General features: G+C 62.5%; 33 protein-coding genes. 7 read left to right on the forward strand and 26 right to left on the reverse strand.

Annotated features, from left to right (window positions below; translation table 11 throughout):
• Nucleotides 1–14 precede the first annotated feature (14 nt).
• The 11 genes from rplO to AXYL_RS31855 form a co-directional block, all read right to left on the reverse strand.
• Nucleotides 15–455 carry a 50S ribosomal protein L15 gene (gene rplO / locus AXYL_RS31805; protein ID WP_013397002.1) on the reverse strand — a complete coding sequence of 147 codons (441 nt, stop codon included), beginning with the start codon at nucleotides 453–455 and terminating at the stop codon, nucleotides 15–17.
• A gap of 9 nt (nucleotides 456–464) precedes the next feature.
• Nucleotides 465–650, reverse strand: a complete 186-nt coding sequence (gene rpmD, locus AXYL_RS31810) for a 50S ribosomal protein L30 (RefSeq protein WP_006216520.1) — start codon at nucleotides 648–650, stop codon at nucleotides 465–467.
• A gap of 3 nt (nucleotides 651–653) precedes the next feature.
• Complete coding sequence (rpsE, locus tag AXYL_RS31815) at nucleotides 654–1175, reverse strand: 30S ribosomal protein S5 (protein ID WP_013397003.1); 522 nt, start codon at nucleotides 1173–1175, stop codon at nucleotides 654–656.
• Nucleotides 1176–1190: 15 nt separating this feature from the next.
• The gene (gene rplR / locus AXYL_RS31820) at nucleotides 1191–1556 is read right to left on the reverse strand and encodes a 50S ribosomal protein L18 (protein ID WP_013397004.1); all 366 of its coding nucleotides are present in this window, start codon (nucleotides 1554–1556) and stop codon (nucleotides 1191–1193) included.
• 21 nt (nucleotides 1557–1577) lie between these two features.
• Nucleotides 1578–2111, reverse strand: coding sequence for a 50S ribosomal protein L6 (rplF, locus tag AXYL_RS31825; protein WP_013397005.1), 534 nt, complete (start codon nucleotides 2109–2111; stop codon nucleotides 1578–1580).
• A gap of 12 nt (nucleotides 2112–2123) precedes the next feature.
• On the reverse strand, nucleotides 2124–2519 hold the full coding sequence (gene rpsH, locus AXYL_RS31830; protein ID WP_006392029.1) for a 30S ribosomal protein S8: 396 nt from the start codon (nucleotides 2517–2519) through the stop codon (nucleotides 2124–2126).
• Between the two features lie 10 nt (nucleotides 2520–2529).
• On the reverse strand, nucleotides 2530–2835 hold the full coding sequence (gene rpsN, locus AXYL_RS31835) for a 30S ribosomal protein S14 (RefSeq protein WP_006216527.1): 306 nt from the start codon (nucleotides 2833–2835) through the stop codon (nucleotides 2530–2532).
• Between the two features lie 12 nt (nucleotides 2836–2847).
• Nucleotides 2848–3387 carry a 50S ribosomal protein L5 gene (rplE, locus tag AXYL_RS31840; RefSeq protein ID WP_013397006.1) on the reverse strand — a complete coding sequence of 180 codons (540 nt, stop codon included), beginning with the start codon at nucleotides 3385–3387 and terminating at the stop codon, nucleotides 2848–2850.
• Nucleotides 3388–3399: 12 nt separating this feature from the next.
• The gene (gene rplX, locus AXYL_RS31845) at nucleotides 3400–3720 is read right to left on the reverse strand and encodes a 50S ribosomal protein L24 (RefSeq protein WP_006389623.1); all 321 of its coding nucleotides are present in this window, start codon (nucleotides 3718–3720) and stop codon (nucleotides 3400–3402) included.
• Between the two features lie 11 nt (nucleotides 3721–3731).
• Nucleotides 3732–4100: a 50S ribosomal protein L14 gene (rplN, locus tag AXYL_RS31850; RefSeq protein WP_006216531.1), complete on the reverse strand. Its 369-nt coding sequence runs from the start codon at nucleotides 4098–4100 to the stop codon at nucleotides 3732–3734.
• A gap of 353 nt (nucleotides 4101–4453) precedes the next feature.
• Nucleotides 4454–5206: an aspartyl/asparaginyl beta-hydroxylase domain-containing protein gene (locus tag AXYL_RS31855; RefSeq protein ID WP_041656915.1), complete on the reverse strand. Its 753-nt coding sequence runs from the start codon at nucleotides 5204–5206 to the stop codon at nucleotides 4454–4456.
• Nucleotides 5207–5398: 192 nt separating this feature from the next.
• On the opposite strand from AXYL_RS31855, the gene AXYL_RS31860 reads away from it, so the two are divergent.
• A complete protein-coding gene (locus AXYL_RS31860; RefSeq protein ID WP_013397008.1) occupies nucleotides 5399–6826 on the forward strand; it encodes an NAD-dependent succinate-semialdehyde dehydrogenase in 1428 nt (475 codons plus the stop codon).
• Between the two features lie 91 nt (nucleotides 6827–6917).
• Here AXYL_RS31860 and AXYL_RS31865 read toward each other — a convergent pair whose 3' ends face one another.
• Nucleotides 6918–7877: a helix-turn-helix domain-containing protein gene (locus tag AXYL_RS31865; protein WP_013397009.1), complete on the reverse strand. Its 960-nt coding sequence runs from the start codon at nucleotides 7875–7877 to the stop codon at nucleotides 6918–6920.
• 171 nt (nucleotides 7878–8048) lie between these two features.
• Between AXYL_RS31865 and AXYL_RS31870 the strand changes: the two genes are divergently transcribed.
• The 6 genes from AXYL_RS31870 to AXYL_RS31895 are packed head-to-tail and all read left to right on the forward strand — an operon-like array spanning nucleotide 8049 to nucleotide 13748.
• Nucleotides 8049–8945, forward strand: coding sequence for an alpha/beta fold hydrolase (locus AXYL_RS31870; RefSeq protein WP_013397010.1), 897 nt, complete (start codon nucleotides 8049–8051; stop codon nucleotides 8943–8945).
• 12 nt (nucleotides 8946–8957) lie between these two features.
• The gene (locus tag AXYL_RS31875; RefSeq protein WP_013397011.1) at nucleotides 8958–10130 is read left to right on the forward strand and encodes a substrate-binding domain-containing protein; all 1173 of its coding nucleotides are present in this window, start codon (nucleotides 8958–8960) and stop codon (nucleotides 10128–10130) included.
• 15 nt (nucleotides 10131–10145) lie between these two features.
• Complete coding sequence (locus tag AXYL_RS31880) at nucleotides 10146–10916, forward strand: ABC transporter ATP-binding protein (protein ID WP_013397012.1); 771 nt, start codon at nucleotides 10146–10148, stop codon at nucleotides 10914–10916.
• Nucleotides 10913–11662, forward strand: a complete 750-nt coding sequence (locus AXYL_RS31885) for an ABC transporter ATP-binding protein (protein WP_013397013.1) — start codon at nucleotides 10913–10915, stop codon at nucleotides 11660–11662. The genes AXYL_RS31880 and AXYL_RS31885 overlap by 4 nt, the downstream gene beginning before the upstream one ends.
• Nucleotides 11659–12669, forward strand: coding sequence for a branched-chain amino acid ABC transporter permease (locus AXYL_RS31890; RefSeq protein ID WP_013397014.1), 1011 nt, complete (start codon nucleotides 11659–11661; stop codon nucleotides 12667–12669). Before AXYL_RS31885 ends, AXYL_RS31890 begins: the two co-directional genes overlap by 4 nt.
• An 11-nt stretch (nucleotides 12670–12680) precedes the next feature.
• Nucleotides 12681–13748, forward strand: a complete 1068-nt coding sequence (locus AXYL_RS31895) for a branched-chain amino acid ABC transporter permease (RefSeq protein WP_013397015.1) — start codon at nucleotides 12681–12683, stop codon at nucleotides 13746–13748.
• Nucleotides 13749–13760: 12 nt separating this feature from the next.
• On the opposite strand, the gene AXYL_RS31900 is transcribed toward AXYL_RS31895, so the two are convergent.
• The 14 genes from AXYL_RS31900 to fusA form a co-directional block, all read right to left on the reverse strand.
• Nucleotides 13761–14264 (reverse strand): hypothetical protein, encoded by a 504-nt coding sequence (locus tag AXYL_RS31900; RefSeq protein ID WP_013397016.1) that lies wholly within the window; start codon nucleotides 14262–14264, stop codon nucleotides 13761–13763.
• A gap of 112 nt (nucleotides 14265–14376) precedes the next feature.
• The gene (gene rpsQ / locus AXYL_RS31905) at nucleotides 14377–14658 is read right to left on the reverse strand and encodes a 30S ribosomal protein S17 (RefSeq protein ID WP_006216549.1); all 282 of its coding nucleotides are present in this window, start codon (nucleotides 14656–14658) and stop codon (nucleotides 14377–14379) included.
• A 2-nt stretch (nucleotides 14659–14660) separates the two neighbouring features.
• Nucleotides 14661–14852 (reverse strand): 50S ribosomal protein L29, encoded by a 192-nt coding sequence (gene rpmC, locus AXYL_RS31910; RefSeq protein ID WP_003806912.1) that lies wholly within the window; start codon nucleotides 14850–14852, stop codon nucleotides 14661–14663.
• 11 nt (nucleotides 14853–14863) lie between these two features.
• Complete coding sequence (rplP, locus tag AXYL_RS31915; RefSeq protein ID WP_006392071.1) at nucleotides 14864–15280, reverse strand: 50S ribosomal protein L16; 417 nt, start codon at nucleotides 15278–15280, stop codon at nucleotides 14864–14866.
• Between the two features lie 2 nt (nucleotides 15281–15282).
• Entirely contained in the window at nucleotides 15283–16077 is a 795-nt protein-coding gene (gene rpsC, locus AXYL_RS31920; protein ID WP_006216553.1) for a 30S ribosomal protein S3, read from the reverse strand.
• Nucleotides 16078–16086: 9 nt separating this feature from the next.
• Complete coding sequence (gene rplV, locus AXYL_RS31925; RefSeq protein WP_013397017.1) at nucleotides 16087–16416, reverse strand: 50S ribosomal protein L22; 330 nt, start codon at nucleotides 16414–16416, stop codon at nucleotides 16087–16089.
• 3 nt (nucleotides 16417–16419) lie between these two features.
• Nucleotides 16420–16695 carry a 30S ribosomal protein S19 gene (gene rpsS / locus AXYL_RS31930; RefSeq protein ID WP_006216555.1) on the reverse strand — a complete coding sequence of 92 codons (276 nt, stop codon included), beginning with the start codon at nucleotides 16693–16695 and terminating at the stop codon, nucleotides 16420–16422.
• A gap of 12 nt (nucleotides 16696–16707) precedes the next feature.
• Nucleotides 16708–17535, reverse strand: coding sequence for a 50S ribosomal protein L2 (gene rplB / locus AXYL_RS31935; RefSeq protein ID WP_013397018.1), 828 nt, complete (start codon nucleotides 17533–17535; stop codon nucleotides 16708–16710).
• The gene (gene rplW, locus AXYL_RS31940) at nucleotides 17536–17832 is read right to left on the reverse strand and encodes a 50S ribosomal protein L23 (protein ID WP_006216557.1); all 297 of its coding nucleotides are present in this window, start codon (nucleotides 17830–17832) and stop codon (nucleotides 17536–17538) included.
• On the reverse strand, nucleotides 17829–18449 hold the full coding sequence (gene rplD / locus AXYL_RS31945; protein WP_013397019.1) for a 50S ribosomal protein L4: 621 nt from the start codon (nucleotides 18447–18449) through the stop codon (nucleotides 17829–17831). The genes rplW and rplD overlap by 4 nt, the downstream gene beginning before the upstream one ends.
• Before the next feature lie 4 nt (nucleotides 18450–18453).
• Nucleotides 18454–19143, reverse strand: a complete 690-nt coding sequence (gene rplC / locus AXYL_RS31950) for a 50S ribosomal protein L3 (RefSeq protein ID WP_013397020.1) — start codon at nucleotides 19141–19143, stop codon at nucleotides 18454–18456.
• Nucleotides 19144–19589: 446 nt separating this feature from the next.
• Complete coding sequence (gene rpsJ / locus AXYL_RS31955) at nucleotides 19590–19901, reverse strand: 30S ribosomal protein S10 (protein ID WP_003806903.1); 312 nt, start codon at nucleotides 19899–19901, stop codon at nucleotides 19590–19592.
• Between the two features lie 75 nt (nucleotides 19902–19976).
• On the reverse strand, nucleotides 19977–21167 hold the full coding sequence (gene tuf, locus AXYL_RS31960; protein ID WP_013397021.1) for an elongation factor Tu: 1191 nt from the start codon (nucleotides 21165–21167) through the stop codon (nucleotides 19977–19979).
• A gap of 78 nt (nucleotides 21168–21245) precedes the next feature.
• The gene (gene fusA / locus AXYL_RS31965; RefSeq protein WP_013397022.1) at nucleotides 21246–23348 is read right to left on the reverse strand and encodes an elongation factor G; all 2103 of its coding nucleotides are present in this window, start codon (nucleotides 23346–23348) and stop codon (nucleotides 21246–21248) included.
• Nucleotides 23349–23352 lie beyond the last annotated feature (4 nt).

Raw genomic sequence — 23352 nt, forward strand, 5'->3', positions numbered from 1 at the left:
TCGTCACCTCGTGATCAAGCAAGCGAGCCGCCCGCGCCTTCGATGGCGGCGCGAGCGCCGGCCGTCGCGGTAATGCCCTTGAGCACGACCTTGCGCGAGAGTTCACCCGACTTGATGACCTTGGCGTAACGAACCGCCTGGCCAATCACGCCAGCGGCCTTCAGCACTTGCACGTCGACTTCGTCGATGGGCAGGGCTTGCAGGTCCGACAGACGGACTTCGGCGTACAGGTGCTGGCCGAGCGGGGTGAAACCACGCTTGGGCAGACGACGCTGCAGCGGCATTTGACCGCCTTCGAAGCCAACCTTATGGAAACCGCCCGAGCGCGACTTCTGACCCTTGTGACCACGGCCGGCGGTCTTACCCAGACCCGAACCGATGCCACGGCCGACGCGGCGCTTGGCGTGCTTGCTGCCCTCAGCGGGCTTCAGCGAATTAAGTTGCATATCCGACATGGTGATTCCTTAGGCTTCCGAGACGGAAACGAGATAATCCACCTTACGGATCATCCCACGCACCTCGGGCGTATCGACCAACACGCGGCTGCTGTTGATGCGACCCAAGCCCAAACCGCGAACCGTATCACGGTGCGATTGCTTGGTACCGATCACCGAGCGCACGAGGGTCACTTTGATCTGCTTCTGAGCCATGATTTACCCCAGGATTTCTTCGACCGACTTGCCGCGCTTGGCAGCAACATCAGCCGGGGTCATGGAGGCGCGCAGGCCGTTCAACGTGGCGCGAACCATGTTGTAGGGGTTGCTCGAGCCCAGGCTCTTGGCAACCACGTTACGCACACCCATCACATCAAAAATAGCGCGCATCGGGCCGCCAGCGATAACGCCGGTACCTTCAGCAGCGGGCGAGATCAGCACGGTAGCGGCGCCATGCTTGCCAACCACGGTGTGGTGCAGCGTGCCGTTCTTCAGAGCGACCTTGAACATGCCGCGGCGGGCTTGTTCCATAGCCTTCTGAACGGACACCGGCACTTCACGCGCCTTGCCCTTACCCATGCCGATGCGGCCATCGCCATCGCCAACCACGGTCAGCGCGGCAAAGCTCATGGTGCGACCACCCTTGACCACTTTGCTCACGCGGTTGACCGCGATCATCTTTTCGCGGAGGCCGTCATCGTTCTCTTTTTCCGCGGCGTTCTTGCCTTGTACTTTAGCCATTTGACAGATCCTCGCTTAGAACTTCAGGCCGGCTTCACGCGCGGCATCGGCCAGCGCTTTCACGCGGCCATGGTAACGAAAGCCCGAGCGATCGAAAGCGACCAGTTCGATACCGGCAGCCTTGGCCTTTTCGGCCACGCGCTTGCCAACCAGCGACGCAGCGGCTTTGTTGCCGCCCTGACCGGTTTGGCCGGCCAGTTGCGCGCGCACTTCGGCTTCGACCGTCGAGGCGCTGACCAGAACGCGATCGCCTTCCGGCGAAATGATGTTGGCGTAGATGTGCTGGTTCGAGCGGAAAATCGAGAGGCGATGAACGCGCAGCTCGTTGATCTTCCGGCGGGTCGGAACCGCACGACGCAAACGGGAAACTTTTTTGTCCATGATTCGTCCTTGCGTGCGCCGTTATTTCTTCTTGGTTTCTTTGATGACGACGCGTTCGTCCGAGTAACGCACGCCCTTGCCCTTGTAGGGTTCGGGTTCGCGGTACGCGCGGATTTCAGCGGCCATCTGACCGACGACTTGCTTGTTGGCGCCCTTGATGACGATTTCCGTCTGGGTCGGGCACTCGGCCTTGATGCCGGCCGGCAACTGGTGCAAAACGTCGTGCGAGAAACCGAGCTGCAGCTTAACGGCATCGCCTTGGATCGAGGCGCGGTAACCCACGCCAACCAGGGTCAGCTTGCGCTCGAAGCCCTTGCTCACGCCGGTGACCATGTTGGCCACCAGAGCGCGCACGGTACCCGACATGGCGTTGGCGTGACGGCTTTCGTTGGCGGCGACAAACGTGAGTTTGCCGTTGTCCAACGCAACCGTGACGTCGCCAGTCAGGGCTTGGGTCAAGCTGCCCAGCGGGCCCTTGACGGTGATCTGATCCTGCTTGATGTCAGCTTCGACACCCTTGGGCAGTTCGACCGGATACTTAGCGATACGTGACATTCGAATTTCTCCTTAGGCCACGTAGCACAGCACTTCGCCGCCGACGCCGTTGGCGCGAGCCTTACGGTCGGTCATGACGCCGCGCGAGGTCGAAACGATAGCCACGCCCAGGCCGTTCATGACCTGAGGAATGCTGGTACGGCCCTTGTAGATACGCAGACCGGGGCGCGACACGCGTTCAATGCGCTCGATAACCGGACGGCCAGCGTAGTACTTCAGGGTGATCTCGAGCTCAGGCTTGGCCTGGGTGCCCTTGATTTCAAAGCTGTCGATGTAGCCTTCGTCCTTCAGCACAGCGGCAATGGCCGCCTTCAGCTTCGAGGAGGGCATGTTCACCGTAACTTTGTCCACTTGCTGCGCATTGCGAATGCGGGTCAGCATATCGGCGATGGGATCGCTCATGCTCATATTGTTTCTCCTACCAGCTGGCCTTGGTGATGCCGGGGATTTCACCCTTCATCGCCATTTCACGCAGTTTGTGGCGCGTCAGGCCGAACTTGCGGAACACACCGCGCGGACGACCGGTGACCACGCAACGGTTACGTTGACGCGTCGGGTTGGCATTGCGCGGCAGCTGTTGCAGCTTGAGCCGAGCTTGGTAACGTTCTTCGTCGGTCTTCGACTGGTCGTCGATGATCGCCTTCAACTCAGCGCGCTTGGCAGCGAACTTGTCAGCCAGCTTGGCGCGCTTGATGTCGCGATTGATGAGGGAAAGTTTAGCCACGTCATCAGCCCCTTAGTTACGGAACGGGAAGCTGAAGGCCGTCAACAGCGCCTTGGCTTCTTCGTCGGTCTTCGCGGAGGTGGTGATGCTGATGTTCAGCCCACGCAGCGCGTCGATCTTGTCGTACTCGATTTCGGGGAAAATGATCTGCTCTTTCACCCCGATGTTGTAGTTGCCACGGCCGTCGAACGCACGACCCGAGATACCGCGGAAGTCGCGCACGCGAGGCAGCGCAACCGCCACCAGGCGATCCAGGAATTCGTACATGCGTTGACCGCGCAGCGTGACCATGCAACCGATCGGGTAGTTTTCGCGGATCTTGAACCCGGCGATAGCCTTCTTGGTCTTCGTCACGACGGGCTTCTGGCCGGCGATCTTGGTCAGGTCACCAACAGCGTGCTCGATGACTTTCTTGTCCGACACCGCTTCCGACACACCCATGTTCAGGGTGATCTTGGTGATGCGCGGCACTTCCATCGTGCTCTTGTAGCCAAACTTGGCTTGCAGGTCGGCAGCGACCTTGCTCTTGTAGAGATCTTGCAAACGAGACATGTCTATCGCCCCTTACGCCTTGGCGCCGACAACGGCACCATTGGAACGGAACACGCGAACCTTGCGGCCTTCGACTTCTTGCACGCCCACGCGATCGCCACGGCCGGTGGCCGGGTTGAACAGCGCGACGTTCGAGATGTGAATCGGCATGGTCTTTTCGACAATCCCGCCCGGGTTGTTAGCCATCGGGTTGGCTTTCACGTGCTTCTTGACGACGTTGACGCCTTCGACCAGAACGTGGTCGGCATCGACGCGCGCCAGCACGGTACCGCGACGCTTCTTGTCGCGGCCGGTCAGGACGATGACTTCGTCGCCTTTACGAATGTTGTTCATCGTAGGGCTCCTTACAGCACTTCCGGGGCCAACGACACGATCTTCATGAACTTCTCGGTACGCAGTTCGCGCGTAACGGGTCCGAAGATGCGGGTGCCGATGGGCTCCAGCTTGGCGTTGAGCAACACGGCGGCATTGCCACCGAAACGAATCAGCGAACCGTCTTTACGGCGCACGCCCTTGGCGGTACGAACCACCACGGCATTGTAAATTTCGCCTTTCTTGACGCGTCCGCGCGGAGCCGCATCTTTGACGCTCACCTTGATGATGTCGCCGATACCGGCATAACGGCGCTTGGAGCCACCGAGCACCTTAATGCACATGACATGACGCGCACCAGTGTTATCGGCCACATCCAGCGTGGTCTGCATTTGGATCATGATTTTTCCTGTTCCAACTTAACTGGAAATACGGTTTTCCCAACAAGGGAACACTGCAATTCCTGCCAGTTTTGGTCCCGTCAGGTCTGCCGCCCTGCTTTTGTGTTGGCATGTCTTGAGCTTTCGCCCTACTCACGCAACTGGTTGGCAACGCAACGACCCTGGGTTGAAATCCTGCGGGTATTCCCCCAACACGTCGGGCTAACCTGCATAGGCGCGGGCCAACTCGATCGACAATCTGGGAAAGCTGATAATTCTAACGTGGTTAGTTTTTGAGCGCAAGCACTTTGTGTGGATAACCCACAAAAGCCACGCTCCCCCTGGGAAAGGGGTGGACCGAGGCTATCCGCCCCCTATTTCTGGCGGTAGTAGCCCTTCTCCCAGGCGTCATGATTGGCCTTGCCGCGACGGATCTCGTCCGTGAACGGCGCGGCCATGAGCACCAGGCGGTTCAGCCATTTTACCGGAGCGCGGCAGGGGCGCTCGAAGTCCACGAAGAGCACGGCGCGCAAGCCGGCAGTGTCGTTGTGCACTTGGTGCGGGTACAGGTCGTCGAACACCACCGCCCGGCCTTCGCGCCAGCTGTAGCGCTCGCCCCCGACCTCGATCCAGCATTGCTCGGCCGGTTCCGGCACCACCAGCCCCAGATGCAGGCGCAGGACCCCGTTGTACGGACCCGTGTGCAGGGGGATGCGCTTGCCGGCCTCCAGGATGGAGAAGAATGCCGTGCGGATGCCCGGGATCCCCTGCAGCGCCCGGGCCGTGGCGGGACACCGGGCCAGATTACGTTCGGAACGCAGGCCGTAACCCATGAAGACAAAGGTCTTCCATTGGTCGTCCGAGGTGATCTGGCCCACATCGGGCGAGATTTCGTGAAACGCGGGCAGGTGCTGGCGCTCGGAGAGCAGGCCCGCCAGTTCAGTGCGGATGGCAGGCGCCTGGGCCTCGAGCGCGGCTACCCAGGGAAACTGGCCGTTGTCGAAAATGGGACGGTCGCCGACCAGCGAGGCCTGGGCGATGCGATTGCGCAACCAATCTATGAAGCGGAAAAAGACGCGCGAGTAGAAACTGGGCTTGCTGGGCGGACGCGCATCGACGGGTTGCACAATGAGTAGCCGGATAGACAGCCAAAGATGCACCATTTTGTCCATGCCGGCGCGGGCACGCAAGACTTGCGCCGGCAGATTGGCTCCAATGCGCCGCCGGCCATTGGCCCTCCCCGCCACGGACAAGCTGGTTTAGACTGGCATGGGCGACAGTGATCGCTATCCACTCCTATTTCGCAAGGGAAGACAGGCATGTATGAACAGTTGGCGCTGTATATCGACGGCGAATTCGTCGCCGGAGAGGGCAGGCGCACCCAGGACGTCATCAACCCGGCCACGCTGGAAGTTCTCGGCCAGTTGCCCCACGCCACCGAAGCGGATCTGGATCGCGCGCTAGCCGCCGCCCAGCGCGCGTTCGAGTCGTGGAAGAAATCCTCTCCCATGGACCGTTCGGCCATCCTGCGCAAGGTCGCGACGCTGTCGCGCGAGCGCGCCAAGGAAATCGGCCGCAACATGACGCTGGACCAGGGCAAGCCGCTGGCCGAAGCCGTGGGCGAAGTCACCTCCTGCGCCGAACACGCCGACTGGCACGCCGAGGAATGCCGCCGCATCTACGGCCGCGTGGTCCCGCCGCGTAATCCCGACGTGCGCCAGTTCGTGGTGCGCGAACCCATCGGCGTCTGCGCCGCGTTCACGCCCTGGAACTTCCCGTACAACCAGGCCATCCGCAAGATCGCCGCCGCGCTCGGCGCCGGCTGCACGGTGGTGCTGAAGGGTCCTGAAGACTCGCCCAGCGCTGTCATGGCGATTGCCCGCATGTTCCATGATGCCGGCCTGCCCAAGGGCTGCCTGAACATCGTCTGGGGCGAGCCCGCCAAGATCTCGGACTACCTGATCCGTTCGCCGATCGTGCGCAAGGTGTCGTTCACCGGCTCCGTGCCGGTGGGCAAGCAGCTGGCCGCGCTGGCTGGCGCCCACATGAAGCGCGTCACGATGGAACTGGGCGGCCACTCGCCCGTGCTGGTGTTCGACGACGCCGACATCGACCGCGCCGCCACCATGCTGGCCAAGTTCAAGGTCCGCAACGCTGGCCAGGTGTGCGTGTCGCCCACCCGCTTCTACGTCCAGAACGGCGCCTACGAACAGTTCCTTGCGCGCTTCTCCGAAGTGCTGAAGAACATCAAGGTCGGCGACGGCCTGGAAGAAGGCACCGACATGGGCCCGCTGGCGCACGAGCGCCGCGTCCCCGCCATGAGCGCCTTCATCGACGACGCCAAGAAGCATGGCGGCAAGGTCGTGGTCGGCGGCGGCCCGCTGGACCGCAAGGGCTTCTTCTTCGCCCCCACGGTCGTGACCGATCTGCCCGACAACTCCATGCTGATGACCGAAGAGCCCTTCGGCCCGGTCGCGCCGGTGGTCCGCTTCACGGATACCGATGAAGTGCTGCGCCGCGCCAACAGCCTGCCCTTCGGCCTGTCGTCCTACGTGTTCACGAACTCGCTGCAGACGGCCACCAAGGTCTCCAACGGCCTGGAAGCCGGCATGGTCAACATCAACCATTTCGGCAGCGCGCTGGCCGAGACGCCCTTCGGCGGCATCAAGGACAGCGGCATCGGCAGCGAAGGCGGCCTGGAAACGTTCGACGGCTACCTGGTCACGAAGTTCATCACGCACATCTGACCCTGACGGCAACACAAAGCCCCGCAGCAACCCTGCGGGGCTTTTTCTTGTCTGGCATCTAGAACGCCAAGCGGAGCCGACAGAGGGCTCGTCAGGAACTCGCCCGCAGATCGCGCGGCGTCATGCCGAAGCGGCGCTTGAACAGCCGGCTGAAATGCGAGGGATGCGAGAAGCCCACCTGGTAGGCCAGTTCGGCGATGCTGCGGTGGCTATGCTGCGGATTCAGCAGCAGTGCGCGGCACTTGTCGAGCCGCTGATCGAAAATGAAGGATTCCACCGACAGGCCGCCCGCGCGCAGGATGCGATGCAGGTAAGCCACGGACAAGCCGCAGCCCTGCGCCACCTGTTGCGGCGACAGCGCCGGATCCGCCAGATGCTGGCGGATGTAGGCCAGCACGCGCTGGCGGTGCGCCAGCGTGACGCTGCTGTCCGACTCCGACGCGTGCCCCTGACCCGACTGCACCAGGAACAACACGATCAAGTCGATCAGGCGCTCGCCGAGTTCCGAGGCTTCAAGGTCCGACCAGCCGTCCACGCCCTTGAACAGGTGGTCCATGTAGCTGGCCAGCAAGGCGCCGCGCGGCGAGCCGTCATCGACGCGCAGCTTGTAGAAAGCGCCGATGCGGGAATCGCGCTGCAGCAATGCGCTACGCGGAAACGATACGCTCAGGCTGCGGTAACCCGACGCACCCTGCGCCGTGGCCTGATAAGGCAGGCTCTGGTTCATCAGGTAGACGCAGCCAGGTTCAACCTGGAATTCCCGCCCCTGCTGCTGCACGGCCAGAGGTCCTGCCAGCGGCAGGCCGAAGGTATAGAACTCCTGGTCCAGGCGCGACACGTTGCCGGTGGTGCGCTCCAGCTTCTGGCCCTGGTAATGCAGGTCGTTGAACTGCAGGCTGCCCCGGCGCGCGTAGCGCACATGTCCGGCGAAACTGTCGGGCCGGCCGCGATGCACCTCGAACGGACCGAACGCGTGCGACAACGCCGCGCGCCATTCGTCGCGCCGGTCAGCGCTGGCGCTGGCCGAAATGGCGAATTCCGTATCGGACATGGCTCGGTCTCCTTGGACGCCGGCGCCGCGGCCGGGCGCTCGTGATCCTGCGTCTACATATTCTTGACTCACCCTGCTGCGGGGCGTCCGGCGCCTTGAAGGCGCGCTTGGCGCAAGTCTATATTCAGCCCGATAAGCACACAACCTGGACAACCCGGGAGGAGGAGACTCATGGCACCAGCGCCCACAGCGGCCGGCCGCCACGCGCCGGCTTCGCGCTACCTGCGCTGCGCAGGCCGCGAGCTGCACTACACCGAATGGGGCGCCGCCGACGCGCCCCCCGTCATCATGTGGCATGGGCTGGCCCGCACCGGCCGCGACTTTGACGACCTGGCCCAGGCGCTGGCGGATGACTACCGCATCATCTGCCCGGATGCGATCGGCCGCGGCCTGTCGCAATGGAGCCCCGACCCGGTTGCCGAGTACCAGCTGGATTTCTATGCCACGCTGGCCCGCGCCCTGGTGGACGGGTTGTCGCTGGCGCGCGTGCGCTGGGTGGGAACGTCCATGGGCGGCGCCACCGGCATGCACGCCGCCGCCACCACCTTGCGCGACCGGATCTCGCATCTGGTCGTCAATGACATCGGCCCGGAGCTGCCGCAAGCCGCCATCGACCGCATCGTGGCCTACGTCGGCGCGCCGCCGGCTTTTGACACGGTCACGCAACTGGAAGCCTGGCTGCGCGTCGCCTACAAGCCCTACGGCTGGCAGAGCGACGAGCAATGGCGCCGGATGGCCGAAACCTCGGTGCGCCGGCTGCCGGACGGCCGCATCACCCTGCACTACGACCCGGCCATCGTCGGCCAGTTCAGCAACCATCCCGCCGACTACGACCGCTGGAGCGGCTATGACTCGCTGCGTATGCCGCTGTTGCTGCTGCGCGGCGCCGATTCGGACCTGCTGCTGCCCGAGGTTGCCGATGCCATGACCCGCCGCGGACCCTGCGCGCAGCGCATCGACTTCCCCGATTGCGGCCATGCCCCTGCCCTGAACGTCGCCCCCCAGATCGACGCCATCCGACTATTCCTTGCCACGCCGGACCACACGGCGGATCACCGCCCCCAATAACAGGAGACTCCCATGAAACGCGTCCTGCTCGCCGCGCTCGCCGGCCTCTGCATGAATTCCGCGATAGCGGCAAAAGACTTCGTCGTGGCCCACGTCTACGACAAGACCGGCCCCCTCGAAGCCTATGCCAAACAGACCCAGAACGGCCTGATGCTGGGGCTGGAATATGCGACGCAAGGCACCATGACGGTCGCCGGCCGCAAGATCCGCGTCATTGAAAAGGACAACCAGGGCAAGCCCGACGTGGCGCGCGCCCAGCTGGCCTCGGCCTACGCCGACGACAACGCCGACATCGCCGTGGGCCCGACCTCGTCCGGCGTCGCGCTGGCCATGCTGCCCATCGCCGAGGAATACGAGAAGATCCTGCTGGTCGAACCCGCCGTGGCGGATTCGATCACCGGCGACAAGTGGAACAAGTACATCTTCCGCACTGGCCGTAATTCGTCGCAGGACGCCATCGCCAACGCAGTCGCCTTCGACCAGGCCGGCACCTCGATTGCCATGCTGGCGCAGGACTATGCCTTCGGCCGCGATGGCGTGAAGGCGTTCAAGGGCGCCTTGAAGAACGCCAAGATCGTGCATGAGGAATACCTGCCGGCCAACGCCACCGACTTCACCGCCGGCGCCCAACGCCTGTTCGATGCGCTGAAAGACAAGCCAGGCCGCAAGATCATCTTCATCCTGTGGGCCGGCGCGGGCAATCCGTTCAAGATCGCCGACCTGGATCCCAAGCGCTTCGGCATCGAGATCGCCACGGGCGGCAACACGCTGGCCGCCATGACGCCGCTGAAGTCGCTGGCCGGCATGGAAGGCGCCACCTATTACTACTACGGCATTCCCAAGAATCCGATCAATGACTGGCTGGTGGCGGAACACCAGAAGCGCTATGGCCAGCCGCCGGACTTCTTCACCGCGGGCGGCATGGCCTCGGGCATCGCGATCGCGACCGCGCTGGCCAAGACCAAGGGCGACTCCGATACCGACACGCTGATCAAGGCCATGGAAGGCATGAGCTTCGATACGCCCAAGGGCAAGATGACCTTCCGCCCCGAGGACCACCAGGCCATGCAGTCCATGTACCACTTCCGCATCAAGAACGATCCGTCGGTGCCTTGGGCGGTGCAGGACCTGGTCAAGGAAATCACGCCGGACCAGATGTCGGTGCCGATCCAGAACAAACGCTGATCCCGCTGCCCATCCATGCTGGAAACCCAATCGCTCACGATCCGTTTCGGCGGACATGTGGCCGTCAACGAAGTCAGCTGCAGTTATGCGCCTGGCACCCTGACCGCCATTGTCGGCCCGAACGGCGCGGGCAAGACCACCTACTTCAACTTGATCTCCGGCCAGCTGCGCGCCAGCGCCGGAACGGTGCGCCTGAACGGGCGCGACCTGACCTCGCTGGCCGCGCCCGCGCGCATGCATGCGGGGCTGGGCCGCGCCTTTCAGCTGACCCAGCTGTTCCCACGCCTGAGCGTGCACGAGAACGTGCGGCTGGCTTTGCAGTCCCGCCAGCAAGGCATGGGCTGGCGCCAGATCCGGTTCTGGCGCACCTGGAGCGACGATCGCGGCCTGATCGAGCGCGCCGACGCGCTGCTCGAACGCACCCGCCTGTCCGCGCGCCGCGATCAGTCCGCCGCCGACCTGCCGCATGGCGACCAGCGCAAGCTGGAGATCACCATGCTGATCGCCCTGGAGCCGCAGGTATTCATGTTCGACGAGCCGACGGCAGGCATGAGCGTGGACGATGTGCCCGTGGTGCTGGAGCTGATCCGCGAAATCAAGAACGACCCGAGCAAAACGATTCTGCTGGTGGAGCACAAGATGGACGTGGTGCGCGAATTGGCGGACCGCATCGTGGTGCTGCACAACGGCCAGCTGATGGCCGATGGCGACCCTGCTACGGTGATCGCCTCGCCCATTGTGCAGCAGGCCTATCTGGGCGTCAGCCCGACGGAGAAGCCGGCATGACGCAAGCGCTGCTGGAACTGAAGGACGTGCACACGCACATCGGCGCGTACCACATCCTGCACGGCGTGGATCTCGCCGTTCCGCCCGCGGCCGTGACCATGCTGCTGGGCCGCAATGGCGCCGGCAAGACCACCACGCTGCGCACCATCATGGGATTGTGGCGGGCGTCACAAGGCCAGGTGAACTTCGACGGCGCGCCCGTCGGCGGCCCAGGCACGCGCACCTCGCCGCCCGACATGGCGCGCATGGGCATGGCTTACGTGCCGGAGAACATGGGCATCTTCGCCGACCTGTCGGTGAAGGAAAACATCCTGCTGGCGGCGCGCCAGGCCCGCAACGCCAGCCAACTGGATACCGCAAGGCTGGAGTGGATCTTCGGATTCTTTCCGGCGCTGAAGAAGTTCTGGCTGCATCCCGCCGGCAAGCTCTCGGGCGGACAGAAGCAGATGCTGGCGGTCGCGCGCGCCATCATCGAGCCGCGCCGGCTGCTGCTGGTGGATGAGCCCAGCAAGGGCCTGGCGCCCGCCATCATCCAGAACATGATCGACGCCTTCATCGAACTGAAGCAGGCGTCCACCACCATCCTGCTGGTCGAGCAGAACTTCAACTTCGCGCGCCTGGTCGGCGATCACGTCGCCGTGATGGACAACGGCCGCGTGGTCCACGCGGGCGGCATGGCCGAGCTGGCCGCGGACGACGAACTACAGACGCGCCTCCTGGGCCTGTCGCTGGGAAGCCACCAATGAGCACGCTCGAAATCGATACCCCGCTGCCGCGCGTGCGCGCGGACCTGCGCCCGGTCCTGCTGGTGCTGGCCCTGGCCGCGCTGGCCCTGCCCCTGGTGGGTTCCCTCTCCACCTGGGTCACCCTGACCCTGGCGGGGCTGGCCATGGGCATGATCATCTTCATCGTGGCCTCCGGCATGACGCTGGTGTTCGGCCTGATGGACGTGCTGAACTTCGGGCATGGATTGTTCATCGCAATCGGCGCCTATATGGCTGCCACGGTGCTGGGCGCCATGGCCGATTGGACGCAATCCGGCAGCCTGTGGATCAACCTGGGCGCCGTGCTGCCTGCGATGATCGTCGGCATGCTGGTCGCGGGCGCCGTGGGCCTGGCGTTCGAGCGCGTGATCGTGCGCCCCGTCTATGGGCAGCATCTGAAACAGATCCTGATCACCATGGGCGGCATGATCATCGGCGAAGAGATCATCAAGATGTTGTGGGGCCCACAGACGATTTCGCTGCCGCTGCCCGAAGCGCTGCGCGGGGCGTTCCTGCTGGGCGACGCCGCCATCGAGAAATTCCGCATCGTCGCCCTGCTGACGGGGCTGCTGGTGCTGGGCGGCATGCTGTGGCTGCTCAACCGCACCAAGCTGGGCCTCTTGATCCGCGCAGGCGTCGAGGACCGCGAAATGGTGGAAAGCCTGGGCTACCGCATCCGCCATCTGTTCGTGGGCGTGTTCGTCGCCGGCTCGATGCTGGCGGGACTGGGCGGCGTGCTGTGGGGCATGTATCAGCAATCGATCGTGCCGCAGCTGGGCGCGCAGGTGAACGTGCTGATCTTCATCGTCATCATGATCGGCGGCCTGGGTTCCACCGTGGGCTGCCTGATCGGCGCGCTGCTGGTTGGGCTGATGGCCAACTACACCGGCTTCCTGCTGCCCAAGGCCGCCCTGTTCTCGAATATTGCGCTGATGGTCGCCATCTTGTTGTGGCGTCCACAGGGCGTGTATCCGGTCACGAATCGCTAGGAATCGCCGACATGTCCGTACGCCTGCTTTCCGGCGATCCCCCCCGCAGCACGCTGCTGGCCCTGGCGCTGATCGCCATCGTCGCTCTGCTCGCCACCGCGCCCTTCCTCTTTCCCGGTCCCAAGTCGCTGGCGGTGGCCGCCAAGATCCTGGTGTTCGTGATCCTCGTGGCCAGCTACGACCTGCTGCTGGGATACACCGGCATCGTCAGCTTCGCGCACACCATGTTCTTCGGCATCGGCGCGTATGGCGTGGCGATCGCCAGCATACGCATGGAACCGAGCTGGACGGCGGTACTCGTGGGCCTGAGCGGCGGACTGGTGGTATCGCTCGCGTTCGCCCTGCTGATCGGCCTGGCCAGCCTGCGCGTGCGCGCCATCTTCTACGCCATGATCACGCTGGCGGTGGCCGCGGCGTTCCAGACGCTCGTATCGCAGCTGTCCGACCTGACGGGCGGCGAGGACGGCCTGAACTTCAAGGTGCCGCAGATGCTGCGGCCGGCCTTTCGGCCCTTCTCCGAACAGATCTTCGGCGTGACGGTGGACGGCCGCATCATCACCTATTACCTGATCGCCGCGGTCTGCGTGGTGCTGTTCCTGCTGCTGCTGCGCATCGTGAATTCGCCGTTCGGCCGCGTGCTGCAAGCTATCCGCGAGAACCCGTTCCGTGCGGAAGCCATCGGCTACCGCACCGTGTTGTACCGCAGCCTGTCCAACCTGTTGGCCGCGGCCTTCGCGACACTGGCTGGCGCCATGTACGCGCTCTGGCTGCGCTATAACGGCCCGGATACCTCGCTGTCGTTCGAGATCATGCTCAACATCCTGCTGATGCTGGTGATAGGCGGCATGGGCACCATGTATGGCGCCGTGGTGGGCGCCAGCCTGTTCGTCTTCGCGCAGAGCTATCTGCAGGACGGCCTGCACGTGATCCACGATGCGGTGTCGGGCGTGGCGCCCTTGGCGCTGTTGTTCGAGCCGGATCGGTGGCTGCTGTGGCTGGGGATCCTGTTCGTGGTGTCGGTGTACTACTTCCCTACGGGCATCGCGGGGCGGCTGCGGGAACTGGCCGGGCGCCACTGAAGCCTGCCGTCATCAACGGCCGCGTTGACTCAGCGCATCCGCGTCGCGCCGCAAACCGTCAACTCGCTGCTGCATTTCGTCCAGGCTGCGGCGCGTGTCCAGGGAACCCCGGTTCAGCTGCGAGCCGGACGGGGTCGGCGCCAAGCTCGGCATGGTCATGTTTGCGCCAGGATTCAAAGGGATCATCGCGGGCGGATGCGGGTCGGCCGCAGGTTTCTCGCTGAGCAGCTTTTCCAGCACTCGCATCTGCTCCCTGCGTTCCCCGATGGCGCGTTCCTGGTCCATCAACGCTTGCTCATTCGCATCCTCTGTACCAAAGATCGCCGCATGATCACGCGACAACCCGTCCAGGCGCACCCGCGCATCGGGACCGGCATCGAGCAAGGCCCGGCCCAAGGCCGCGGGATCCTGCGCCGGCGGTGACTCCTGCCGCGTTTGCGCGGCAAGCGGAGGCGCCGCCATCCAGGCGCACGCCATCAACAAGCCAAGCCGGGCCGCGTTCATGAAACCGCGCATTGTCCTGATTCCTGGGTTCGACACAAAAAGTTCGGGCGAAAAAAAACGGCAAGGGTTTTATCCCTTGCCGTCTTATATCAGAACGGCGGACCGTTCCGATGGACTGCTTTACTTAGATGATACGTGCGGCTTCAACCAGACGCACCACGCGCCACGACTTCGAGCGCGAGATGGGACGGCCTTCAGCGATTTCAACCGTATCGCCTTCGTTGTACTGGTTCGATTCATCGTGCGCCTTGTACTTCGCGGAACGCATGATGATCTTGCCGAAGATGGGGTGCTTGACGCGGCGCTCAACGAGCACGACGACAGTCTTGTCCATCTTGTTGCTGACGACCTTGCCAACCAGCGTACGCTGGCGCTTGGCCACTTGGGTGTTTTGAGTTTCGCTCATCTTTATTTCCCTGCCTTCTCGGTCAGCAAGGTACGAACGCGCGCAATGTCGCGACGCACGTTGCGCAGCTGGCTGGTGTTGGCCAGTTGCTGCGTGGCCTTCTGCATACGCAGACCGAATTGTGCCTTCAGCAGGCTTTCGAGCTCTTTGCCGAGCTCGGCGGCGTCTTTCGAACGGAGTTCGCTAGCTTTCATGTTAGTACTCCTTAAGCACCGATATGACGCGCGACGAACGTGGTCGAAATCGGCAGCTTGGCAGCGGCCAGGCGGAAAGCTTCACGCGCGAGCTCTTCGCTAACCCCTTCCATTTCGTAGAGCACCTTGCCGGGCTGAATTTCAGCGACCCAGTACTCCGGGTTGCCCTTACCGTTACCCATACGGACTTCGGCAGGCTTCTGCGAGATGGGCTTATCCGGGAAAATGCGGATCCAGATACGGCCGCCACGCTTGATGTGACGATTGATGGCACGACGAGCAGCTTCGATCTGGCGAGCGGTCAGACGGCCACGGCCGGTGGCCTTCAGACCGTATTCGCCGAACGACACGTGGGTACCACGGGTCGCCAGACCGGTGTTGCGGCCCTTCTGCTCTTTGCGATACTTTCTGCGAGAGGGTTGCAGCATGGTTATTCTCCTTCAGGCGCCGGAGCAGCGTCCGCCTTGCGGGGACCACCACGACCACGACCACCCGGACGACCGGTGCGAGCACCGTCCGGACGATCACCACGCGGAGCGCGGCGCGGACGACGTTCTTCTTCGCGCGGGGCAGCGGTTTCCGGCGGCAATTCGCCGTTAGCCAGCATGTCGCCCTTGTAGACCCAGACCTTGATGCCGATCACGCCATAGGTCGTGTGGGCTTCGGAGGTGCCGTAGTCGATGTTGGCCTTGAGGGTGTGCAGCGGCACACGGCCTTCGCGATACCACTCGGTGCGAGCAATTTCGATACCGTTCAGACGGCCCGAGCTCATGATCTTGATGCCTTGGGCACCCAGACGCATGGCGTTCTGCATCGCGCGCTTCATGGCGCGACGGAACATGATGCGCTTCTCGAGCTGTTGCGAGATCGAGTCGGCGATCAGTTGAGCATCGGTTTCCGGCTTGCGGATTTCTTCGATGTTGACGTGCACGGGCACGCCCATCAGGCGCTGCAGATCAGCCTTCAGGCTTTCGATGTCTTCGCCGCGCTTGCCGATCACCACGCCCGGACGAGCCGAGTAGACGGTGATGCGGGCATTCTTGGCGGGACGCTCGATGATCACGCGACCGACGGAGGCGCTCTTGAGCTTCTTCTTCAGGTACTCGCGAACGCGAATGTCTTCGGCCAGCATCGTGCCGAAGGCCTTGTCGTCGGCGAACCAACGCGAGGACCAATTACGGGTGACCGCGAGACGGAACCCAGTGGGGTGAATTTTCTGACCCATCGTGACTCCTTAAGCTCCGACCTTGACCGTGATGTGGCAGGTCTGCTTCTCGATACGGTTGCCGCGGCCCTTGGCGCGAGCGGAGAAGCGCTTCATCGACTGAGCCTTGTCCACAAAAATCGTGGTGACTTTCAGTTCGTCGATGTCGGCGCCGTCGTTGTGCTCGGCGTTGGCGATGGCGGACTCGACAGCCTTCTTCAGGATGACGGCAGCCTTCTTCGGCGAGAAGGTGAGGATGTTCAGCGCTTGCGAGACGGACTTGCCGCGGATCAGGTCCGCAACCAGTCGGGTCTTTTGAGCGGAGATGTGAACCCCACGGATAATGGCAGTAGTTTCCATCGCTTACCTCTTCGCCTTCTTGTCCGCGGCGTGACCCTTGAACGTACGGGTCAGCGCGAACTCGCCCAGCTTGTGACCGACCATGTTCTCGTTGATGTAAACGGGAACGTGCTGCTTGCCGTTGTGCACAGCGATCGTCAGACCGATGAACTCGGGCAGGATCGTGGAGCGACGCGACCAGGTCTTGATCGGCTTCTTGTCTTTGCCCGCGACGGCCGTGTCCACCTTTTTGATCAGGTGAGCATCGACAAACGGGCCTTTCTTGATCGAACGTGACATAGTGTTCGCCTCTTACTTGCGCTTGCGCCGTTGGACGATCATATTGTTCGTCCGCTTGTTGCGACGGGTCTTGAAACCCTTCGCCGGGGTGCCCCACGGGCTGACCGGTTCGCGTGCTTCACCGGTACGGCCTTCGCCGCCACCGTGCGGGTGATCCACCGGGTTCATGGCAACGCCACGAACCGTCGGGCGGATACCGCGCCAACGCATTGCACCGGCCTTGCCGATTTGGCGCAGGCTGTGTTCTTCGTTACCGACTTCACCGATGGTGGCGCGGCATTCGATGTGCACACGGCGGACTTCACCGGAGCGCAGACGCACTTGAGCGTAGATGCCTTCGCGAGCCAGCAGGACGGCGGAAGCGCCGGCCGAGCGGACCATCTGAGCACCCTTGCCAGGCAGCATTTCGACGCAGTGAATCGTCGTACCCACCGGGATGTTGCGGATCGGCAGCGTGTTGCCAGCGCGGATCGGGGCTTCGACGCCCGACAGCAGCGTGGCGCCAACTTCCAGACCGCGCGGAGCGATGATGTAACGACGTTCGCCGTCGGCGTAGCACAGCAGAGCGATGTGCGCCGTACGGTTGGGGTCATATTCCAGACGCTCGACCTTTGCCGGGATGCCGTCCTTGTCGCGACGGAAGTCGACGACGCGGTAGTGCTGCTTGTGGCCACCGCCACGATGACGGATCGTGATGTGACCGTTGTTGTTACGGCCAGAACCACGGGTCTTCTTTTCCAGCAGCGGCGCGTAGGGCTCACCCTTGTGCAGGTTCGGGCTGACAACCTTCACCATGCCACGGCGGCCAGCCGAAGTCGGCTTAACTTTTACGAGGGCCATTTACTTCACCTCCGCAAAGTCGATTTCCTGGCCGTCCTTGAGCGACACGTAAGCCTTGCGCTCATTGCGACGACGGCCAACGAATCGGCCAAAGCGCTTGACTTTGCCCTTACGGTTGAGGACCTGCACGGACTCGACCTGCACCTTGAAGAGCAGTTCGACGGCAGCCTTGATTTCCGGCTTGGTAGCGTCAGCCACGACACGGAAAGCGACTTGCTGATTCTTCTCAGCGACGAAGGTGGCCTTTTCGGTCACGATCGGGGCCAGAATGACTTGCATCAAGCGTTCAGCGTTCATCCCAGCATCTCCTCGAGTTGAGCGATGGCCGGCTTGGTGATCAGCACTTTCTTGTAGTGGACCAGCGACAACGGATCGGCATAACGGGGCTCGACAACGGCAACGTGCGGCAGGTTGCGGGTGGCGAGGTAAACATTTTCATCAACGCTGTCGGTGATGATCAGGACCGAGTCCAGGCCCAGGCTCTTCAGCTTTGCAGCTGCGTCCTTGGTCTTGGGCGATGCCAGATCGAACGATTCGACAACAGCGATGCGGTCTTCGCGAGCGAGCTGCGACAGGATCGAACGGATCCCGGCGCGGTACATCTTCTTGTTGACCTTCTGGCTGAAGTTCTCTTCCGGCGAGTTCGGGAAAATCCGACCACCGCCACGCCACAGCGGCGACGAAGTCATACCGGCGCGAGCGCGGCCGGTACCCTTCTGGCGCCAGGGCTTCTTGGTCGAGTGCTTGACTTCAGTGCGATCCTTCTGAGCGCGGTTACCCGAACGGGCGTTGGCTTGGAAAGCCACCACGATCTGATGAATCAGCGCTTCGTTGAAGTCACGGCCGAAGATGGTGTCGGGTGCGCTGAACGTAGCAGCGGCCTGACCTTGGTCGTTCAGGAGCTTGAGATCCATTTACTTATGCTCCCTTCTTGGCCGGGGCCTTGATGGCCGGGCGCACGATGATATCGGCGCCAGCGTGGCCGGGGACAGCGCCCTTGACCAGCAGCAGGCCACGCTCAACGTCAACGCGAACGACGTCGAGGTTTTGAACGGTGCGGGTGACATCACCCAGGTGACCGGCCATGCGCTTACCCGGGAAAATACGGCCCGGATCTTGTGCTTGACCAATCGAGCCCGGGACGCGGTGCGAACGGGAGTTACCGTGCGACGCGCGTTGCGAACCGAAGTTGTGACGCTTGATGGTACCGGCGAAGCCTTTACCAATGGTGGTGCCCGTGACGTCGACCTGTTGGCCGGCTTCGAACACCGATTCCACGGCGATCACGGAACCGGCCGCAAATTCAGCGGCGCGAGCGGGATCAAGGCGGAATTCTTTGAGGATGCTACCGGCTTCAGCGCCGGCTTTGGCGTAGTGGCCCGTTTGCGGCTGAGCCACACGCGAGGCACGACGAGTGCCATAAGCCACCTGGATCGCGGCGTAGCCGTCGGTTTCCAGCGACTTAACTTGGGTCACACGGTTGTTCGACACGTCCAGCACGGTCACCGGGATGGATTCACCTTCCTCGGTAAAAATGCGGGTCATGCCGACCTTGCGACCCACCAGCCCCAGCCGGTGAGCGGCGGGCGTGGGTGTCGAATTCGACATCGTTTTCTCCATTCCCGACTGCGATTGGTCGGGGCTAATCAGGCAAAAGGTAACGGCCTTTGCCCTACGACTATGTTCAACCTGGTCTGAATTCAGGCGGAGTGCGCCTTCCTATTTTCCATAGTTGCTCTTGCCACAAAATGGCAAGCTTGGCATATTAGCATGTTTTTTTCAGTCAGCACAAGCACTTAGCGTGCTTCGGCCTCATTGCAAGGGGCGATTTCGCCACACCCGGCGGATGTGGGCAGCGGCGGCGCTGCCTGACGGACCTGATTGCAGCAGTGAGCACCCGCTAACCAGAATGCGGAGGCGGGTTGAACACAACTGCCCGCCCCTGGGCAAACGTTGCGCGCAACGCAGCCAAAAAACAAAATGACCGCATCCATAAGGAAGCGGCCATCTTTTTCGTGCCTGCCGGCGAAGGTAGCAGGCCCGATACGCTTTACTTACTGCAGCGCGATTTCGACGTCGACGCCGGCCGGCAGGTCCAGACGCATCAGGGCGTCAACGGTCTTGTCGGTGGGATCAACGATGTCCATCAGACGCTGGTGCGTGCGAATTTCGAACTGGTCGCGCGACGTCTTGTTGACGTGCGGCGAGCGCAGGACGTCATAGCGACGGATACGCGTGGGCAGCGGCACCGGGCCGCGAACAACGGCGCCGGTACGCTTGGCGGTGTCGACGATTTCAGCGGCCGATTGATCGATCAGCTTGTAATCGAAGGCTTTCAAGCGGATACGGATCTTTTGGTTTTTCATGGCGTTTCCTAAAGAACGAGAGGCGGGGGCGACGAGGCCACCCCCGCTGGTTGTTTGCTGCTTAAGTGATCCGGATTACTTCAGGATCTTGGCGACGACGCCGGCGCCGACGGTACGACCGCCTTCACGGATGGCGAAACGCAGGCCTTCTTCCATGGCGATCGGAGCCAACAGCTTGACCGTCATGGCCACGTTGTCGCCCGGCAGAACCATTTCCTTGTCGGCCGGCAGTTCGATCGTGCCCGTCACGTCCGTCGTGCGGAAGTAGAACTGGGGACGATAGCCCTGGAAGAACGGAGTGTGACGGCCGCCTTCTTCCTTGGACAGGATGTACACCTCGGACGTGAAGTCCGTGTGCGGGGTGATCGAGCCCGGCTTGGCCAGCACTTGGCCGCGCTGGACGTCTTCACGCTTGGTGCCGCGCAGCAGGATGCCCACGTTGTCGCCCGCTTGACCTTGGTCCAGCAGCTTGCGGAACATTTCCACGCCGGTGCAAGTCGTCTTGACCGTCGGAACGATACCGACGATTTCGATTTCTTCGCCGACCTTGACGATGCCGCGCTCGATACGGCCGGTCACCACGGTGCCGCGACCCGAGATCGAGAACACGTCTTCAACCGGCATCAGGAACGTGCCGTCCACGGCGCGCTCGGGCGTCGGGATGTACGAATCCAGTGCTGCGGCCAGAGCCATGATGGCTTGCTCGCCCAGTTCGCCCTTGTCGCCTTCCAGCGCCAGCTTGGCCGAACCCTTCACGATCGGCGTGTCGTCGCCCGGGAAGTCGTACTTCGACAGCAGTTCGCGAACTTCCATTTCCACCAGCTCGAGCAGCTCGGCGTCGTCAACCATGTCAGCCTTGTTCAGGAAGACGATGATGTACGGCACGCCAACCTGGCGCGACAGCAGGATGTGTTCGCGGGTCTGCGGCATCGGGCCGTCAGCGGCCGACACCACCAGGATCGCGCCGTCCATTTGCGCCGCGCCCGTGATCATGTTCTTCACGTAGTCAGCGTGGCCCGGGCAGTCAACGTGCGCGTAGTGACGCGCTTCCGTTTCGTACTCGACGTGTGCCGTGTTGATCGTGATGCCGCGAGCCTTTTCTTCAGGAGTCGCATCGATCTGGTCGTAGCCCTTGGCTTCGCCACCGAACTTGTTCGACAGAACGGTCGTGATAGCGGCCGTCAACGTCGTTTTGCCGTGGTCAACGTGACCAATCGTACCCACGTTCACGTGCGGCTTGGTACGTTCAAACTTGCCTTTTGCCATGATCTCTATCCTTTGACTTTCAAGGAAACTTGGATTTCTGCCAGGACCGTCCGGATGGGCGGCCCCGGCAAGGGTTATTTACTTGGCCCGAGCGGCGATGACTTCGTCAGCGACGTTCTTGGGGGCCTCGGAGTAATGCTTGAATTCCATCGTGTACGTGGCACGACCTTGCGTCAGCGAACGCAGGTTCGTGGCGTAACCGAACATCTCGGCCAGCGGAACTTCGGCCTTGATGGTCTTGCCGCCGCCAACCATGTCGTCCATGCCCTGAACCATGCCGCGACGCGAGGACAGATCGCCCATCACGGTACCAGCGTAGTCTTCAGGCGTTTCGACTTCAACGGCCATCATCGGTTCCAGCAGCACGGGGCTGGCCTTGCGCAGACCTTCCTTGAATGCCATGGAGCCGGCCATCTTGAACGCGTTTTCGTTCGAGTCCACGTCGTGGTACGAACCGAAGAACAGCGTGACCTTGACGTCGACGATCGGGTAGCCAGCCAACACGCCCGAAGGCAGCGTTTCCTGGATGCCCTTGTCCACCGCGGGGATGTACTCGCGAGGAACCACACCGCCCTTGATGGCGTCCACGAATTCGTAGCCACCGCCAGGAGCCAACGGCTCGACCTTCAGAACCACGTGACCGTACTGGCCGCGACCGCCCGACTGCTTGACGAACTTGCCTTCAACTTCGTCGCAGGTCTTGCGGATGGTTTCGCGGTAGGCCACTTGCGGCTTGCCGACGTTCGCTTCCACGCCGAATTCGCGCTTCATGCGGTCAACCAGAATTTCCAGGTGCAGCTCGCCCATACCGGAAATGATGGTCTGGCCGGATTCTTCGTCGCTGCGCACGCGGAACGACGGATCTTCCTGCGCCAGGCGCGACAGCGCCAGGCCCATCTTTTCCTGGTCAGCCTTGGACTTGGGTTCCACGGCCTGCGAAATCACGGGCTCCGGGAAAATCATGCGTTCGAGCAGGATGTGGGAGTCGATGTCGCACAGCGTTTCGCCGGTGGTCACGTCTTTCAGACCCACCACGGCGGCGATGTCGCCTGCCAACACTTCCTTGATTTCTTCGCGGTTGTTCGCGTGCATCTGCAGAATGCGGCCGATACGTTCTTTCTTGCCCTTGATGGGGTTGTAGACCGTATCGCCCGACTTCAGGACGCCCGAGTAAACGCGCACGAAGGTCAGCTGACCCACGAACGGATCGCTCATCAGCTTGAACGCCAGAGCCGAGAACTTCTCGTCGTCGTTGGCTTCACGCGTGACGGGGTTGCCATCGTCGTCCTGACCGTCGACCGCGGGAATGTCCACGGGCGAAGGCAGGTAGTCGATGACCGCGTCCAGCATGCGCTGCACGCCCTTGTTCTTGAAGGCGGTGCCGCACAGCATCGGCTGGATTTCGCCAGCGATGGTGCGTTGACGGATGGCCAGGTTGATTTCTTCTTCGTCGAGCGAACCCGTTTCCAGGTACTTGTTCATCAGCTCTTCGGACGATTCAGCAGCGGCTTCAACCAGCTTTTCGCGCCATTCGTTTGCCAGGCCTTCCAGCTCGGCCGGAACGTCTGCGTAGTCGAACTTGATGCCTTGGCTGGCTTCGTCCCAAATGATCGCCTTCATCTTGACCAGGTCGACCACGCCTTGGAACGTGTCTTCGGCGCCGATGGGAATCACGATCGGCACGGGATTGGCGCGCAGGCGGTTCTTCAGCTGGTCATAGACCTTGAAGAAGTTGGCGCCGGTGCGGTCCATCTTGTTGACGAAGGCCAGACGCGGCACGCCGTACTTGTTGGCTTGGCGCCACACGGTTTCGGACTGGGGCTGAACACCGCCCACCGCGCAGTAGACCATGCAAGCACCGTCCAGGACGCGCATGGAACGTTCCACCTCGATGGTGAAGTCCACGTGTCCCGGGGTGTCGATGATGTTGATGCGGTGTTCGGGATAGTTCTTCGCCATGCCACGCCAAAACGCCGTCGTTGCTGCCGACGTAATGGTGATGCCACGCTCTTGTTCTTGTTCCATCCAGTCCATGGTGGCTGCGCCATCATGCACTTCGCCAATCTTGTGATTGACGCCGGTGTAGAACAGGATACGTTCGGTCGTGGTGGTTTTCCCTGCATCGATGTGCGCAGAGATACCAATGTTGCGATAGCGCTCGATCGGGGTTTTGCGGGCCATGGTG

Origin of the sequence: Achromobacter xylosoxidans A8 (assembly GCF_000165835.1) — a bacterium.
GTDB classification, from domain to species: Bacteria; Pseudomonadota; Gammaproteobacteria; order Burkholderiales; family Burkholderiaceae_B; genus Achromobacter; species Achromobacter xylosoxidans_B.